Here is a 16,933-nt window from a genome sequence, read left to right as displayed (position 1 = left end):
GGCGGATTACCGGCCGGTACCGCCGTAGACGACGGCCTCCTCGGAGCCACCCAGTTCGAACTGGGCGTGCACCGCGCGGACCGCGGTGTCGAGGTCGGTGTCCCGGCAGACGACCGAGACCCGGATCTCCGAGGTGGAGATCATCTCGATGTTCACGCCGGCCTCACCGATGCAGGCGAAGAAGGACGCGGCGACACCCGGGTGCGAGCGCATGCCGGCGCCGATCAGCGAGACCTTGCCGATGTGGTCGTCGAAGAGCAGGCCCTTGAACTTGATCTGGTCCTTGATCTTGTCGAGCGCGGTCATCGCGGTCGTGCCGTCGGCCTTCGGCAGCGTGAACGAGATGTCGGTGCGGCCGGTGCCCTCGGTCGACACGTTCTGCACGATCATGTCGATGTTGATCTCGGCCTTGGCGACCGTCTCGAAGATGCGGCCGGCCGAGCCGGGCTCGTCGGGCACGCCGACGATCGTGATCTTGGCATCGCTGCGCTCGTGCGCGACCCCGGTGATCAGTGCGTTCTCCACGTCAGGGTCCTCCATCGAACCGGTAACCAGCGTGCCTTCTTTGTTCGAGTACGAAGAGCGTACGTGGATCGGCACGTTGAAACGGCGCGCGTACTCCACGCATCGCAACATCAGCACCTTCGCCCCGCCGGCCGCGAGGTCGAGCATCTCCTCGTACGTGATCTTCTTGATGTGCTTGGCGTCCGGCACGATCCGCGGGTCCGCGGTGAAGACGCCGTCCACGTCGGTGTAGATCTCGCAGACGTCCGCGTGCAGGGCCGCGGCCAGAGCGACAGCCGTGGTGTCCGAACCACCGCGGCCGAGCGTGGTGATGTCCTTGGTGTCCTGCGAGACGCCCTGAAAACCGGCGACGATGGCGATGGCGCCCTCGTCCAGCGCGGTCCGCAGGCGGCCGGGAGTCACGTCGATGATGCGGGCCTTGCCGTGCGCCGAAGTGGTCAGCACGCCGGCCTGCGAACCGGTGTAGGACCGCGCCTCGTAGCCCAGGTTGTGGATCGCCATGGCCAGCAGCGCCATCGAGATCCGCTCGCCCGAGGTGAGCAGCATGTCCAGCTCCCGGCCGGGCGGCAGCGGGCTGACCTGATTGGCGAGGTCCATCAGCTCGTCGGTGGTGTCCCCCATCGCCGAGACGACGACCACGACGTCGTCACCGGCCTTACGGGCGGCCACGATGCGCTCCGCCACCCGCTTGATGCGCTCGGCGTTCGCGACGGACGAGCCACCGTACTTCTGCACCACAAGTGCCACGACGAATCATTCCTCCGAACTCGGCAACCGGAACCACACTAGCTTCGCCCGGCCCTGGCCTCGACATGTGATCCCAGATTCCGGCCACGGCGGCGCGACACGCCGACAGTCGCCGATGCGCCGTACCGAGGGCTGGGCAGGATATGGGGTGAGAATGTCGCGATGCGCATTCCCTCCGCGCTGACCGTCGTGCTGCTCGCGGTCGGCCTGACCGGCTGTGGCGACGGCGACACGCCGGACGCCGCCCCCGCCTCGTCCGCCCCCGCCCCGGTCACCGGCCCCGAACCGGGCGCCCGTGACGAACTGGCCGGCCTGGCCGCCCTCGCCATGGACCGCCGGTACGCGGCCCTCTACTCACTCACCGACGGCAGCGGCCCGGCCCGCGAGGTGGTGGCCGCGGTCGCCGCGGACGGCACCTGGCGGGTCGACATCCCGGGCGGCGCGCTCGGCGGCACGGCCGGTGTCACGGTCATCCGGGTGGCGGCCGGCGTCTACCAGTGCACACTCTCCACTCCGGCCCAGCCGGTCAGCTCGACGTGTGTCCGGGTGGCCGAGAAGGGCGACCGGGTGCCCCGCAAGTACGACCCCCGGGTCCAGCGCCTGTTCCGGCAGTGGCTGAAGGTCCTCACCGATCAGAAACAGCCGCTCGCGGTCTCCGCGGTCCAGCCGCTGGAGGGTGCCCAGGGCACCTGTTACTCGGTCGACTCGGTGACCGCCTCGCTGGACGCGCCGATCGACGTGGGCATCTACTGCTACGCCCCGGACGGCCTGCTGACCGCGGCCCGGGTCGACTTCGGCACGCTGACCCTGGTCCGGCAGGTCGAGGGCCCGGCGACCCTGCAGCTGCCCGGCCCGGAAGTGGCCGGCCAGCCGATGGGCATGACGGCCCAGCCGACCGGGGTGGTCCCGTCCGCGTGACCGTTCGGTGTCCCACGATCCGGGCGATCTGTTCGCCGATCACAAAAGCTTGACGTAACGTGACTGGCGACATGTGGCACGTGAACCTTCTCCTTCGCTGCCGCGACGAGGCCCCATTCCAGGTCGGCACCTCGTCGCGGAGTTGATGCACGCCGCCTGCTCGTCTTTCTCCTGACTGGAGCAGTCACATGTCCACTTCATCTTTTGACACTCAGCGCGCCAGCGGCATGCCCTTCCAGCGGTACGAGTCGTTCCAGAAGCACTTCGCCGTCGACCTGACCGATCGGCAGTGGCCCGCCCGGGTGACCGAGACGGCTCCCCGCTGGTGCGCGGTCGACCTGCGCGACGGTAATCAGGCCCTGATCGACCCGATGTCGCCCGAACGCAAGCGGCGGATGTTCCTGCTGCTGGTGAAGATGGGTTACAAGGAGATCGAGGTCGGTTTCCCGGCGGCGAGCCAGACCGACTTCGACTTCGTCCGGCAGCTGATCGAGCAGGACCTGATCCCGGACGACGTCACGATCCAGGTGCTGGTGCAGTGCCGGGAGCACCTGATCGACCGGACGTTCGAGTCGATCCGTGGCGCCAAGCGCGCGATCGTGCACTTCTACAACTCGACCTCGACGCTGCAGCGGCGGGTGGTGTTCGGCCTGGACAAGGACGGCATCACCGACATCGCGACGACCGGCGCGCGGCTCTGCCAGAAGTATGCGGAGATCCACACCCCGGACACCGAGATCTTCTACGAGTACTCGCCGGAGTCCTACACCGGCACCGAGCTGGAGTACGCGCTGGAGATCTGCACGGCGGTGATCGACGTGATCGACCCGACGCCGGACCGCCCGCTGATCATCAACCTGCCGGCCACCGTGGAGATGGCGACGCCGAACGTCTACGCCGACTCGATCGAATGGATGCACCGCAACCTGCCCCGCCGGGACAGCGTCATCCTGAGCCTGCACCCGCACAACGACCGGGGCACCGCGGTCGCGGCCGCCGAGCTGGGCCTGCTGGCCGGAGCCGACCGGATCGAGGGCTGCCTGTTCGGCAACGGCGAGCGCACCGGCAACGTGGACCTGGTGACGCTGGGGCTGAACCTGTTCTCCCAGGGCATCGACCCGCAGGTGGACTTCTCGAACGTCGACGAGGTCAAGCGCACCGTCGAGTACTGCAACCAGCTGCCGGTGCACGAGCGGCACCCGTACGCGGGCGACCTGGTCTACACCGCGTTCTCCGGCTCGCACCAGGACGCGATCAAGAAGGGTTTCGTGGCGCTGCAGGCCGACGCCGACGCCGCGGGCACCGCGATCGACGACTTCACCTGGGGTGTGCCCTACCTGCCGATCGACCCGAAGGATGTGGGCCGCACCTACGAGGCGGTCATCCGGGTCAACTCGCAGTCGGGCAAGGGCGGCGTGGCGTACATCATGAAGGAAGAGCACAAGCTGGACCTGCCGCGGCGGCTGCAGATCGAGTTTTCCGGTGTGGTGCAGCAGCACACCGACACCGACGGTGGCGAGGTCTCCCCGCAGCAGATGTGGGACTACTTCGCGGCCGAGTACCTGGTCGACCACCAGGCCGACCCGACGATCCGGGTGACGGGTTACAGCACGGCCACTGTGGACGGCAAGGTGGAGATCGACGCGCAGGTGGCGCTCGGCCCCGAGCGGCGTTCGCTGACCGGTGTCGGCAACGGCCCGATCGACGCGTTCACGCAGGCCGTTGCTCCGCTGGGGATCAAGGCCCGGGTGCTGGACTACACCGAGCACGCGCTGACCTCCGGCGGTGACGCGCAGGCCGCGGCGTACGTCGAGGTCGAGGTCGGCGACGCGGTGCTCTGGGGTGTCGGTATCGACGCGAACATCGTCAGCGCGTCCATCAAAGCGGTGACTAGCGCGATCAACCGCGCCGCCTGATTGGCGCTCCTCAAGATCCGGTATGAGACTGGGCTATGTGCCCCCACGTAGCTCAGTTCTCATCGCCACCGCCCTGCTGACACTCATCACCTCCGCCGGTTGCGAGGTCACCTCCTCCGAGCCCGGCCTCCAGCCGGAGAGCACCTCGACCGGCAAGCCCGGTTCCGGCACCGATTCCGATGCCGCCCAGGCGAAGCTCGACGCCCTGACCATCGCCGCCGAGGGCAAGATGACCGGCTACAGCCGGGAGAAGTTCCCGCACTGGCGCAGCGCCGGGTCGAACTGCGACGTGCGTGACACCGTGCTGAAGCGCGACGGAGAGCAGGTCAAGTTCTCCGGATGCAATGTCGTCGCGGGCACCTGGAACAGCTTCTACGATGAGAAAGTGATCGACGCCCCGACGAAGGTCGACATCGATCACATGGTGCCGCTGGCCGCCGCCTGGCGTTCCGGTGCCGCCAAGTGGGATGACGACAAGCGTGGCGACTTCGCCAACGACCTGGACCGACCGCAGCTCTTCGCCGTCTCGGCCGCCTCGAACCGTTCCAAGGGTGACCAGGACCCCTCGACCTGGAAGCCGCCGGCGCAGTCCGCCTGGTGCGTATACGCCGGGGACTGGATTGAGGTGAAGAGCTACTGGAAACTCACGGTCACCGAGAAGGAGAAGTCCGCGCTCGAGGAGATGCTGAGGACCTGCTGATGACAGATGTGGAGCAGCCGCCCGAGACCACTCCGCCGCCCGAGACCGCCCCGGCGGCCGAGGTGCCGGGCCGGACCACCGACATCGTGCCCGGCCCGGGTGGCGTGATGACCGACGAGGTCGGCGTCGTCACCGGCGAACTGACCCTGCGCACCGAGTTCGCCGACGGCGAGGCGGTGGTGCGGGTGCAGTACAAAGAGGCCGAGGAGTGGTACGTGGTGACCGGTGGCCGGGTGAAACTGGCCGACCCCACCGACCTCGACGCGGTGCACACGCTCGCGGTCGGGCTGCTCCATCGACCGGAGGGTTGATCACCGGGACCGCGCGGGACGTCGAGACGGTCTAGTATCCGCGTCGGCGGGAATTCATCCGCCGTTCACGGGGAGGCTCTACATGAGACCAACGTCCCGAGCGGTTCGCTCCGGATTGATCCTGCTCACCGGTGTGCTCGGCGCGGGTGTCATCACCGCGCCGGCCCAGGCCGCCGCAACCGGTGTGGTGAGCGCACCGAACGGCATCGGCACACTCCGGTTCACCGCCGCGGCGAAGACCAAGAACAAGCTGGTCGTCACCCGGTCCGGTAGCACGGTCACCTTCGACGACCGGGTCCGGCTGAAGGCCGGCAAAGGCTGCAAGGCGGTCAAGGGCGACAGCACCAAGGTCCGCTGCTCCCACGTCGACCTGAACTCGATGGTCGAGGTGTACCTGTACGACGGCAACGACTCCTTCACCAACCGCACCGCCCTGAGGACCCGGGTGTACGGCGGTTCCGGCAACGACGCGATCGCCGGTGGCAGCAGCACGGACGAGCTGTGGGGCGGTTCCGGCAACGACCGGATCTGGGGTAACGGCGGCAACGACAGCCTTATCGGCGACAGCGGCAACGACGTGCTGTCCGGCGGTACCGGGGTGGACAATCTGTACGGCGGCGCCACCGGCCGGGACGTGCTGTACGGCGGTTCCGGCAACGACACCCTCAACGGTGGTTCCGCCGCGGACCGGCTCTACGGCAACGGCGGCGACGACTGGATGGACGGCGGCACCGGCAGCGACCTGATCGACGGCGGGTCGGGCACCAGGGACACCGTCGTCTACTGGGAGCGCCGGAAGCCGATCGTCGCTGATCTGGACGGCAAGGCCGACGACGGCGAGAAGGGTGAGCGCGACACCATCACCACCACCGTGGAGGGCCTGCACGGCGGCTTGGGCGACGACATCCTGACCGGCGACGGCCGGGCGAACTTCCTCACCGGCGACTCCGGCGCGGACCACCTCTTCGGCGGCGGTGGCGACGACGAACTCCGGGGTCACGGCGGCACGGACCTGCTCGACGGTGGTAGCGGCGACGACCTGCTGAACCCCGACATCGGCGAGAGCGAGTCGGGTGACGACGGCCCGACGGTGATCGATCCGATCGCGGCCGACGTGGTGCGCGGCGGCCCCGGCGTGGACACCGTCGTCTACACCAACCGGGTTCGCACCCCGGTGACCGTCGACCTGGACGGCGAGGTCGGTGACGACGGCCGGGCCGGCGAGGGTGACACCGTCGGCGCCGACGTGGAGAACATCGTCGGCACCATCCAGGCCGACCGGCTGACCGGCAACGACTCGGTCAACCAGATCTGGGGCGGCGCCGGCGACGACGTGATCGCCGGTCTGGGTGGCGCCGATCTCCTCTACGGTGAGGACGGCGACGACGACCTGAGCGGGCAGGACACCGCCGGTGACCAGTCGGACCTGCTGGACGGCGGCTCCCAGTACACCGCGACCGGAGACGTCTGCCGAGTGTTCCCGCTGGATCTCGCGGTGAACTGCGAGCGCTGATGCGACGACTCGCCCGCCTGGCCGTCGCGCTGGTGGTGGCACTGCCACTGGTCACCGCGACGGCCTCGGCGGGGCCGTCGCACCGGCGTACCGCGATCGCGCTGTCCGATGTCCTTCCGGCCGTCGCCGACGCCACTCCGGCGCCGGGTGAGAACTTCCGGATCGGCGCCGACACGGTGATCACCGCGTCCGGTGCGGCGCTCACCGTGGCCGGGCGACTGGCCGAGGTCCTGCGACCGGTCACCGGCTTCGACCTTCCGGTGACCGGGACCGGCGAGCAGGCGATCGCCCTGGTCCTGGAGCCGGGGCATCCGGACGAGGGCTACCGGCTGGACATCGGCGCCGAGCGGGTCGAACTGGCCGCCACCGGACCGGCCGGACTGTTCGCCGGGGTGCAGACCCTGCGTCAGCTGCTGCCGGTGGAGGGCCCGCGGTGGGTTCTTCCGGGCGGGCAGATCAACGACTTTCCCCGGTACGCCTACCGAGGCGCGATGCTGGACCTGGCCCGGCACTTCCACGAGCCGGCCGAGGTGCGCGCCTACATCGACCAGATCAGCCACTTCAAGATCAACTATTTGCACCTGCACCTGAGTGACGATCAAGGCTGGCGTATCCAGATCGACTCGTGGCCGCGGCTGACCGAGGTCGGTGGCGCGCCCGGCACCGGGGTCAGCGGCGCCGGTGGCGGGTTCCTGACCAAGGACGAGTACCGCGAGCTGGTGCGGTACGCCGCCGACCGGTTCGTCACGATCGTCCCCGAGATCGACATGCCCGGTCACGTGAACGCGGCCCAGGTCGCCTATCCCGAACTCACCTGCGACGGGATCGCCCCGCGGCCCCGGACCGACATGCGGGTCGGATACAGCTCGCTCTGTGCGGACTCCGACGTCACCTACCGGTTCGCCGAGGACGTGATCCGGGAACTGGCCGAGATGACACCCGGGCCCTACCTGCACATCGGTGGCGACGAGGCGATGTCGACACCGCACGGCGCGTACCTGACGTTCCAGCGCCGGATGCTGCCGCTGGTGCGCAGACACGGCAAGATCCCGTTCGGCTGGCACGAGATCGCCCAGTCCCCGGCAGCCGCCGCGAACGGGGCGGTGATCCAGTTCTGGGGCCGTGAACGCAACAGCCCGGCGGTGGCCGCTTCCGGCGCGAAGGTGGTGCTCTCCCCCGCCAACCGGACCTATCTGGACATGGAGTACGACCCGCTCACTCCGGGCGGACTGGATTGGGCCGGGGCCATCGAGGTGCGGGACTCGTATGACTGGGACCCGGCGGGGCTGCTCACCGACGTACCGGCGGAAAGGGTGTTGGGGGTTGAGGCCCCGCTCTGGTCGGAGACCCTGCGTGACCTCGCCGACCTGGAGTTCCTGGCGTTTCCGCGCGTGGTGGCGATCGCCGAACTGGGCTGGTCGCCGCGCGAGACGCACGACTGGGAGTCGTTCCGGGAGCGGCTGGGCGCTTACGGCCCGCGCTGGTCACGTGCCGGAGTCCGATTCTATCGATCACCCCAGATCCGCTGGTCCTGAAAATTATGTACGACAGGACGGGACCGAAACGTTGCGCTGTCCACCTAGGATCGCGGAACAGCCCATGAAGTTCATCCATACGGGGGTTTGCCATGACTTCTAGAACCTGGCTGACCAGAGTCGGCGTGACTCTGCTCGGCACCACCACCGCGGTCGGCATGTTCGCCGCGCCCGCCCAGGCCGCCTCGGACGCCACCGTCTCGGTGCTCGGCGAAAGCCTGATCTTCAAGGCCGCCAAGGGCAAGGTGAACCGGGTCTCGATCAGCCAGTCCGGCGGCAAAGTCGTCTTCGACGACCGGGTCGCGGTGAAGGCCGGCGCCGGCTGCGCGCCGGTCAAGGGCGACAAGACCAAGGTCACCTGCACCGGGGTGGCCCAGCTCCACATCAACCTGGGCGACCGCGACGACGTGTTCGTCAACCGCACCGCCCTCACCTCCAACGTCGCCGGGGTGAACGGCAACGACACCCTGACCGGCGGCCCCGGCCGTGACTACCTGTCCGGCGGCGCGGGCAACGACAAGCTCTACGGCGGAGCCGGCGGCGACACTCTGACCGGTGACAGCGGCAAGGACGTGCTCTACGGCAACGCCGACAGCGACATGCTCTACGACGGCGCCGGCGTGGACCGGGTCTACGGCGGGGCCGGGGACGACTTCCTCTGGGACGGTCTCGGCAAGGACGTCATCCACGGCGGAGCCGGCAACGACAGGTTCCTGGCCGGGCGATACGTCTACGCCGACCGCTACTACGGCGGCGCCGGCATCGACACCGTCGACTACGGCCAGCGCAAGAAGGCGGTCACCGCCGACGCCGACGGGAAAGCCGACGACGGCCAGGCCGGCGAGAAGGACACCATCGCCACCGACATCGAGAACCTCTACGGTGGCTCCGGCAACGACAAGCTCACCGGCACCAAGGGCGCCAACGTCCTGCAGGGCGGCCCGGGTAACGACAAGCTCTACGGTCTCGCCGGCAACGACACGCTGTACGGCGAGGGCGGCAACGACTCCCTGATCGGCGGCGCGGGCAACGACCGGCTGGTCGGCGACCCGGGTGTCAACCACGACACCGAGACCCTCTTCGCTGACGTGCTGCTCGGCGGCTCGGGCGTCGACACCGCCTACTACGGGAGCTACCACGAGCCGGTCACCGTCGACCTGGACGGTTCGAAGGGCGACGACGGCGTCAAGGGCGAGCACGACACCGTCGGCGCCGACGTGGAGAACGTCGTCGGTGGCTACGGCCGCGACACGATCACCGGCAACGCCGCGAACAACGTCCTCAACGGTGGCGGCGAGGGTGCTGACATCCTCCGCGGCCTCGGTGGCGACGACACGCTGCTCAGTGACAATCAGGCGGCCGGTATCTCCGACGAGGAGGTCGACGTCCTCGACGGCGGCGCCCACGTCAAAGGCGACAAGTGCGGTTTCGACGCCGAGGACAGCGTGACGAACTGCGAGATCACCCTGTGAGCCGACTGTCCCGCACCACATGGCTGACCAGGGCCGGAGTGGTTCTGCTCAGCGGCACCGCCGCGGCCGGGGCCCTCGCCGCGCCGGCCCAGGCCGCGTCCACCGGCCGGGCGTCCATCACCTTCGGCATCTTCGGCCCGGTGATCGTTGTCGAAGCCGGATCCGGCAAGACCAACAAGATCGTGATCACCAAATCCGGCAACAAGGTCACCATCGACGACCGGGTCACCGTCAAGGCCGGCGAAGGCTGCACCGCTGTCAAGGGCGACAAGACCAAGGTGACCTGCACCGACCCGAAGCCGATCGCCCGGGTCCGGGTGGAACTCGGTTCCGGGAACGACTCGGTCACCAATAGGACCGCCGTCCCGCTGACCGCGCTCGGTGGCAGTGGCAACGACACGATCCGGGGCGGTTCCGGTCGCGACAAGCTGTACGGCGGCACCGGCCGGGACAAGATCTGGGGTCTCGGCGGCATCGACGCGCTGTACGGCGGCGACGGCAACGACTCGCTCTCCGGCGGCGCCGACGGCGACTGGCTGGAGGGTGGCAAGGGCGACGACAAGGAGTACGGCGGCTCCGGCCGCGACCGATTCGGCCAAGCCGACCGGGGTAAGGCCACGGACGCCGACGTGGTGTCCGGCGGCTCCGGATTCGACACCGTCGAGTACGGCGGCAAGCGGGGCATCACCGCCGACTCCGACCGTGGCAAGCGCGACGACGGCCGCAAGGGCGAACACGACACCCTGCTCGGCCTCGAGAGCTTCTACGGCACCGACGGCAACGACAAGATCTACGGTGACGACGGGCCCAACCTGCTGGTCGGCTTCAACGGCGACGACCTGCTGGTCGGCAACGGCGGCGACGACTGGCTGCGTGACTACAGCACCGGCGACGACCGGCTCCACGGTGGCACCGGCAACGACCGGATGGAAGGCGGCATCGGCGCCGATGTCATCCTCGGCGGCAGCGGCGTGGACACGGTCAGCTACTCCGGTCACAAGGGCGCGATCACCGTGGACCTGGACGGCGCCAAGGGTGACGACGGGATGCGCGGCGAGAAGGACACCGTCGGCGCGGACATCGAGAACATCATCGGCACCGACTTCGCCGACGTGCTCACCGGCAACGGCAGCGCCAACCAGATCGAAGGCTGGTCCGGTGACGACGCCATCCGCGGTGGTGGCGGCAACGACGTCCTGGTCGGCAACTACGGGGCGGACCGGATCTACGGCGAGGCCGGCGACGACGCGCTGGCCAGTGGGCACCCGACTCTGAGCAGCGACGCGAGCGTCGACCTGCTGGACGGCGGCGCCGGGAACGACAACGCGCTGGCCGGCACCGACCCTCAGGACACCGTGTTGAACAGCGAGTACTCCCAGCAGTTCACCCTGCCCGCCTTCGACGAGAACATCTACTTCTGATCACGAGAGGCCGCTTTCCTCGTACGGGAAAGCGGCCTCTCGTTTTTGATCTGCTAGATCCCCGGACCGCCGCCGGGCGTCTCCAGAGCGGTCTCCAGAGCACCGTGTGCGTCCTTCGCCCCGGCGCCGTCCGCGATGACCTCGGCCTTCACCGCGTGCGGCCGGAGTTCCCCGGACTCGATCTGTTCGACGAAGTGGCAGGCCACCCGGTGCTTGCCGGTCCCGATGATCCGCAGTTCGGGACGATCAGTGCCGCAGCGGGTCGGCTGCGCCCACGGGCAGCGGGTGTGGAACCGGCAGCCGGTCGGCGGGTTCGCCGGCGACGGCAGGTCCCCGGCGAGCAGGATGCGCTCGCGCCGGTCCTCGACCTCGGGGTCGGGCACCGGCACCGCAGACATCAGCGCCCGCGTGTACGGGTGCAGCGGTGTCCGATACAGATCGTCACTGGGGGCCTCCTCGACCAGCGCGCCCAGGTACATCACGCCGACCGTGTCGGAGATGTGCCGGACCACCGCCAGGTCGTGGGCGATCACCAGATAGGTCAGGCCCAGTTCCTTCTGCAGATCCTCCAGCAGGTTGATGACCTGCGCCTGGATGGAGACGTCCAGGGCGGAGACCGGCTCGTCGGCGACGATCAGGTCCGGGTTGAGCACCACGGCCCGGGCGATGCCGATGCGCTGCCGCTGACCGCCGGAGAACTCGTGCGGATAGCGGGACAGCGCCCACTGCGGCAGACCGACCGCGTCCAGGGACTTCGCGATGATCTTCCGGCGTTCGGTCCGGTTGCCGCCCAGCCCGTGCGCCTGCAGGCCCTCGGTGAGGATCGACTCGACGTTCTGACGCGGGTCGAGACTGGACATCGGGTCCTGGAAGATCATCTGCATACGACGGCGCATCGACCGCAGCTGGTTGGCGGGCAGCGTGGTCAGTTCGGTGCCGTCGAAGCGCACCTGGCCACCAGTCGGCGGGGTGAGCTGCAACAACGCCCGGCCCAGAGTCGACTTGCCACAACCCGATTCACCGACCAGGCCGTACGTCTGGCCCTTGGAGATCCGGAGATCGACCCCGTCGACCGCCTTGACGTGCCCGACCACCCGGTCCAGGAACACCCCGCGTTTGATCGGGAAATGCACTTTGAGGTCGTCGACCTCGACCAGCGTTTCGGTCACGACGGCACCTCCACGGTCCGCGACTCGGGGTTGACACAGCGGTACGCGTGCCGGTGCATGTCCTCGACCAGCGCCGGAGGCTCCCCGACACAGGCGTCGATACGCTGATCACAGCGCGGCGCGAAGGCACACCCGTCCGGCCAGGGCAGGACGTCGCGCACCGAACCGCGGATCGCGTGCAACCGCTCGCCCTTGCCGGAGTCGAGGCGGGGAACCGAGCCGAGCAGGCCCGTGGTGTACGGGTGCCGCGGATCGGCGAACAGCGGCTTGCGCCGGGCCGACTCGACGACCCGGCCGGCGTAGAGCACGTTGACCTTGTCGCACATGCCGGCCACCACACCGAGGTCGTGCGTGATCATGACGAGCGCGGTTCCCGAATCACGGACCAGGCCGCGCAGCAGCTCCAGGATCTGCGCCTGGATCGTCACGTCGAGCGCGGTGGTCGGCTCGTCGGCGATCAGCAGTTTCGGCTGGCAGGCGACCGCCATCGCGATCAGCGCCCGCTGCCGCATGCCGCCGGAGAGCTGGTGCGGGTACTCCTTGAGCCGCCGCGTCGGGTCCGGGATACCGACCCGGTTCAGCAGGTCGGTGGCCTCGTTGCGGGCCTTGTCCCCGGTCAGCCCGCGGTGCCGGGTGAGCACCTCGGTCACCTGGACACCGATCGGCACGACCGGGTTCAGCGAGGACAGCGGATCCTGGAAGATCATCGCGACGTCCCGGCCCCGGATGTCCCGCATCGACCGCTCGTCGGTCTTGAGCAGGTCGGTGTCGCCGAACATCGCCGAACCGCCGATGGTCACGCCGCGTTGCTTCGGCAGCAGCCCCATCAGGGCCAGCGAGGTGACACTCTTGCCGCAGCCGGACTCGCCGACCAGGCCGACGACCTCACCGGCCTCGACCGAGAACGACACCCCGTCGACCGCCCGCACGGTGCGCTGACCGCGCCGGGAGAAGGTGACGGACAGATCCTTGACGTCTAGCAGTGGCATCGCGGCCTCACTTCCGCAGTTTCGGGTCGAGGGCCTCGCGCATCGCCTCACCGAGAAGGGTGAAACCGAGCGCGGTGATGATGATGCCCAGCGCCGGGAAGATCGCCAGGCCGGGCCGGACGTCCAGGTACTGCTGAGCTTCGGAGAGCATCATGCCCCACTCCGGGGTCGACGAGTCCGGGTTGCCCAGACCGAGGAACGACAGCGCCGCGGCCTCGATGATCGCGGTGGCCAGGGTCAACGTCGCCTGCACGATCACCGGGGCCAGCGAGTTCGGCAGGATGTGCGCGATCGCGATCTTGGTGCGCTTGACACCCAGCGAGGTGGCCGCGAGGACGTAGTCGCTACCGGCCTGCGCGACCATCGCACTGCGCAGCAGCCGGGCGAAGATCGGCACCGAGACCACGCCGACCGCGATCATCACGGTGGTCAGTCCCGCGCCGAGCAGCGCCGCGATGCTGACCGCCAGCAGCAGGCTGGGCAGGGCGAGCAGCATGTCGACGATGCGCATCAGCACCGAGTCGACAGCCCGGCCGATCCGGCCGCCGAGACCGGCGGAGGCACCGGCGATGCCGCCGATCAGCGCACCCACGGTGAGACCGATCAGCGTGGAGATGATGCCGACCAGCAGCGTCTGACGGGCACCGACCACCAGCCGGCTGAACTGGTCGCGGCCGTTGTGGTCGTAGCCGAGCCAGTGTTCGGCCGACGGGCCCGGGATCGAGCCGGGCCGGACCTGGTTGAGGCCCATCATCTCGGACGGCGAGTACGGGACCAGCCACGGCCCGACGATCGCCACCACGACGAAGACGACGAGGATCCCGACGCCGACCAGCGCGCTCGGGCTGCGGCGCACCCGCCGGAACGCCTCGGTCCACAGGCTGACGCCGTGCTCGTCCTGTTTCGCCGCGGACAGCTCGCCCAGGCGGTCGATCTTGTCGATCTTGGTGCTCATCGGACCCTCACCCTCGGGTCGATCAGGCTGTACGAGAGGTCGACCAGCAGATTCACCAGGACGTAGAAGACAGCAATGATCATGATGAAGCCCATCAGGACCGGATAGTCACGGTTGGCGATGGCCTCGTAGAGGAACGCACCGATACCGCTGAACGCGAACACCGTCTCGGTCAGCACCGCACCGGAGAGCAGACCACCGGTGAGCAGGCCGATCACCGTGACGATCGGCAGCATCGCGTTGCGCAGGACATGCCGGCTGCGGATCGTCCGCTCGGTCAGGCCCTTCGACTGAGCGGTCCGAACGTAGTCCTCGCTGAGGACCTCCAGCACACTCGCCCGGGTGATCCGGACGATGATCGCCAGCGGAATGCTGGCCAGTGCGAGGCCCGGCAGGATCAGATGCCAGAAGGCGTCCAGCGCGGCATCCCATTCCCGGGTCATCAAGCCGTCCAGGACGAAGAAGTTCGTGATGCGGGTGGCGCCGAGCGTCGGATCCTGCCGTCCACTGGACGGGAACAGGTGCAGGTTCTCCGAGAAGATCGACTTCAGCACGTACGCCAGGAAGAAGACCGGCACACAGATGCCGATCAGCGAGCCACCCACCGACAGGCTGTCCAGCAGACTGCCGCGCTTACGGGCGGCCAGGTAACCCAGCGGGATACCGACACCGATCGCGATGATCATCGCGGTGATGGTGAGCTCGACAGTGCCCGGGAAACGCTCCAGGAACTCCGTCGTGACCTCGCGCTTCGTCGAGATCGAGGTGCCCAGGTCGAGCTTGAGCATGCGCTGCATGAACCGGCCGTACTGCACCAGGATCGGCTCGTCCAGGCCCAGGTTCGCCCGGATCTGTGCACGCATCGCCGGGGTGCCGCGCTCCCCGAGGATCGCGGTCTCAGGGCCGCCGGGCAGGCGGCGCAGCCAGATGAAGAGAAGGATCGACAAACCGAACAGCGTCGGTATCAGCTGTAGCAGTCGTCGCACGATGAACCGAATCAAGGCCGCCTCGTGAGGTGAGAGGTCGACAGCGGGCGGGCGTCAGGATATGACGCCCGCCCGCTGGTGGAGCAATAGGAAAGGTGCCGGATTACGGCTTACTGGAAGGTCGCCCCGACAAACCGCTCATCAGTCAGCGGGCTCGGGGTGATACCGGTCAGGCCCTTGCCGAACACGATCGCCGGCGGCGAGTGCGAGATCGGCACACCGGGAGCGAACTCCGCGATCTTGGCGTTCAGAGCCTTGTACTTCTCCACCCGCGCCGCCTGGTCGGCGGTGCTGTCGGCGTCCTTGAACTGGGCGAAGAGCTCCGGGTTGTTGAAGCCCCACTCGTCCTTCTGCCGGTCGAACATGGTGCCGATGAAGTTGTACGCGTCACCGTAGTCGCCGGTCCAGCCCAGGAAGTGCAGGTCGTGCGCGCTACCCGAGGTGGTCGCGTTCAGGTAGTCCGGGCTCCACTTCAGCGGAATGGCCTCGATCTCGATACCCACCGCCTTCAGATCGGCCGCGATCAGCTCGAACAGGTCCTTCGGGTTCGGCATGTACGGCCGGGTGACCTCGGTCGGGTAGTGGAAGCGCAGCTTCAGGTTGCTGGCGCCGGCCGAGGCCAGCAGCTTCTTGGCTTCCTCGACGTTGTAGTCGTACTTCTTGACGTCCGGGTTGTAACCCTCGACCGTGTCCGGCAGGAACTCGATCGCGGCCTTGGCGCCCGGCGGCAGCTTCGAGTCGACAAGCGCCTGCTTGTTGATCGCCATCGAGATCGCCTGACGCACCTCGGGCTTGGCCAGCGCCGGGTTGCCCTTCTGGTTGATCGCCAGGTACAGGATGTTGAACGCCGGACGGGTCAGGACGTTGAAGCCCTCACCCTTCAGCGGCTCCACGTCGGCCGGGCCGACCAGGTCGTAACCCTGGATGTCGCCGGAGCGCAGCGCCTGCTTACGGGCGTTCTCGTCGGAGATCGTCCGGAAGATGACCGTCTTCAGCTTGGCCTTGTCGCCGTAGTAGTCGTCGTTGCGCTCGATCGTCAGCGACTTGTTCGGCAGGTCCCAGCTCTTGAACTTGAACGGGCCGGTGCCGACCGGGTGCGCCGTCGCGTACTCCGGGTACTTGATGTCGTCCGCGGAACCGCTCACGTTCGACGCGTCGTACTGCTTGAGCGCAGCCGGGCTGTGGATCGAGAACGACGGCAGCATCAGCGCCGACGGCACCTTGCTGGAGACCCGGGTGAACGCCAGGTCGACAGTGGCGGCGTCCTTCGCGGTGCAGGACTTGAAGAGGCTCTCCGGCAGCTCGGCGCTCTCGTTCTTCGCGAAACCACCCATCACGTCCTGCCAGTACGGCGTGACGTCCGGGCTCTGCATCAGACCGGTCGAGTTGTACCACCGGTTGAAGTTGACACAGACAGCCTCGGCGTTGAAGTCGGTGCCGTCGTGGAACTTCACACCGGTCCGAAGCTTGAACGTCCACGTAGTACCGGTCGCGTCCGGGGTCCAGCTCTCCGCGAGACCGGGCGACGCCTTGGTGCCGCCCTCCTCCGGTCGCACCAGCGTCTCGAAGATCTGACGCGCGACACGCAGCGACTCGCCGTCACTGGCGAAGCTCGGGTCGAGCACCTTCGGGTCACCGGCTACACCGAAAACCAGCGTGTCCTTGACGGTCGTGCCGCCAGAATCGCCACGCTCGCTCTCGGCACAGCCGGCGGCTGCCAGAACCGCGACTGCGGCAACCGCGATAGCGGCTCTCCGCCTCGATGGACGCATGCTT

The 16,933-nt window shown here is 68.2% G+C and carries 13 protein-coding genes and 1 pseudogene; 8 read left to right on the top strand and 6 right to left on the bottom strand.

Going from position 1 to position 16,933, the window contains the following annotated elements; all coding sequences use genetic code 11:
• Positions 1–6: 6 nt before the first annotated feature.
• The gene (locus BLU81_RS35695; protein WP_092551532.1) at positions 7–1,272 is read right to left on the bottom strand and encodes an aspartate kinase; all 1,266 of its coding nucleotides are present in this window, start codon (positions 1,270–1,272) and stop codon (positions 7–9) included.
• A gap of 162 nt (positions 1,273–1,434) precedes the next feature.
• On the opposite strand from BLU81_RS35695, the gene BLU81_RS35690 reads away from it, so the two are divergent.
• From BLU81_RS35690 to BLU81_RS35655, 8 genes and pseudogenes are all read left to right on the top strand, one after another.
• A complete protein-coding gene (locus tag BLU81_RS35690; RefSeq protein WP_092551529.1) occupies positions 1,435–2,190 on the top strand; it encodes a hypothetical protein in 756 nt (251 codons plus the stop codon).
• A gap of 188 nt (positions 2,191–2,378) precedes the next feature.
• Positions 2,379–4,106 carry a 2-isopropylmalate synthase gene (leuA, locus tag BLU81_RS35685; protein ID WP_092551526.1) on the top strand — a complete coding sequence of 576 codons (1,728 nt, stop codon included), beginning with the start codon at positions 2,379–2,381 and terminating at the stop codon, positions 4,104–4,106.
• A 22-nt stretch (positions 4,107–4,128) separates the two neighbouring features.
• Complete coding sequence (locus BLU81_RS35680) at positions 4,129–4,806, top strand: HNH endonuclease family protein (protein ID WP_092551523.1); 678 nt, start codon at positions 4,129–4,131, stop codon at positions 4,804–4,806.
• A 44-nt stretch (positions 4,807–4,850) separates the two neighbouring features.
• A pseudogene (locus BLU81_RS35675) lies at positions 4,851–5,117 on the top strand (hypothetical protein); the annotation flags it as partial.
• An 82-nt stretch (positions 5,118–5,199) separates the two neighbouring features.
• Entirely contained in the window at positions 5,200–6,630 is a 1,431-nt protein-coding gene (locus tag BLU81_RS35670) for a calcium-binding protein (protein ID WP_092551520.1), read from the top strand.
• Complete coding sequence (locus BLU81_RS35665) at positions 6,630–8,165, top strand: beta-N-acetylhexosaminidase (RefSeq protein WP_092551517.1); 1,536 nt, start codon at positions 6,630–6,632, stop codon at positions 8,163–8,165. Before BLU81_RS35670 ends, BLU81_RS35665 begins: the two co-directional genes overlap by 1 nt.
• Positions 8,166–8,257: 92 nt before the next feature.
• The gene (locus BLU81_RS35660) at positions 8,258–9,637 is read left to right on the top strand and encodes a calcium-binding protein (protein ID WP_092551514.1); all 1,380 of its coding nucleotides are present in this window, start codon (positions 8,258–8,260) and stop codon (positions 9,635–9,637) included.
• Positions 9,634–11,058, top strand: a complete 1,425-nt coding sequence (locus tag BLU81_RS35655) for a calcium-binding protein (protein ID WP_172890682.1) — start codon at positions 9,634–9,636, stop codon at positions 11,056–11,058. Before BLU81_RS35660 ends, BLU81_RS35655 begins: the two co-directional genes overlap by 4 nt.
• Positions 11,059–11,111: 53 nt before the next feature.
• On the opposite strand, the gene BLU81_RS35650 is transcribed toward BLU81_RS35655, so the two are convergent.
• The 5 genes from BLU81_RS35650 to BLU81_RS35630 form a co-directional block, all read right to left on the bottom strand.
• The gene (locus tag BLU81_RS35650; RefSeq protein ID WP_092551508.1) at positions 11,112–12,227 is read right to left on the bottom strand and encodes an ABC transporter ATP-binding protein; all 1,116 of its coding nucleotides are present in this window, start codon (positions 12,225–12,227) and stop codon (positions 11,112–11,114) included.
• Positions 12,224–13,216, bottom strand: a complete 993-nt coding sequence (locus BLU81_RS35645; protein ID WP_092551505.1) for an ABC transporter ATP-binding protein — start codon at positions 13,214–13,216, stop codon at positions 12,224–12,226. Before BLU81_RS35645 ends, BLU81_RS35650 begins: the two co-directional genes overlap by 4 nt.
• A gap of 7 nt (positions 13,217–13,223) precedes the next feature.
• Positions 13,224–14,171 carry an ABC transporter permease gene (locus BLU81_RS35640; RefSeq protein ID WP_092551502.1) on the bottom strand — a complete coding sequence of 316 codons (948 nt, stop codon included), beginning with the start codon at positions 14,169–14,171 and terminating at the stop codon, positions 13,224–13,226.
• Positions 14,168–15,172, bottom strand: coding sequence for an ABC transporter permease (locus BLU81_RS35635; protein WP_092551499.1), 1,005 nt, complete (start codon positions 15,170–15,172; stop codon positions 14,168–14,170). The genes BLU81_RS35640 and BLU81_RS35635 overlap by 4 nt, the downstream gene beginning before the upstream one ends.
• Before the next feature lie 95 nt (positions 15,173–15,267).
• A complete protein-coding gene (locus BLU81_RS35630) occupies positions 15,268–16,929 on the bottom strand; it encodes an ABC transporter substrate-binding protein (RefSeq protein ID WP_092551496.1) in 1,662 nt (553 codons plus the stop codon).
• Positions 16,930–16,933 lie beyond the last annotated feature (4 nt).

Origin of the sequence: Actinoplanes derwentensis (assembly GCF_900104725.1) — a bacterium.
Classification (GTDB): Bacteria; Actinomycetota; Actinomycetes; order Mycobacteriales; family Micromonosporaceae; genus Actinoplanes; species Actinoplanes derwentensis.
The sequence above is the reverse complement of the archived record's forward strand: the minus strand, read 5'-3'. Positions and strand labels throughout refer to the sequence as shown.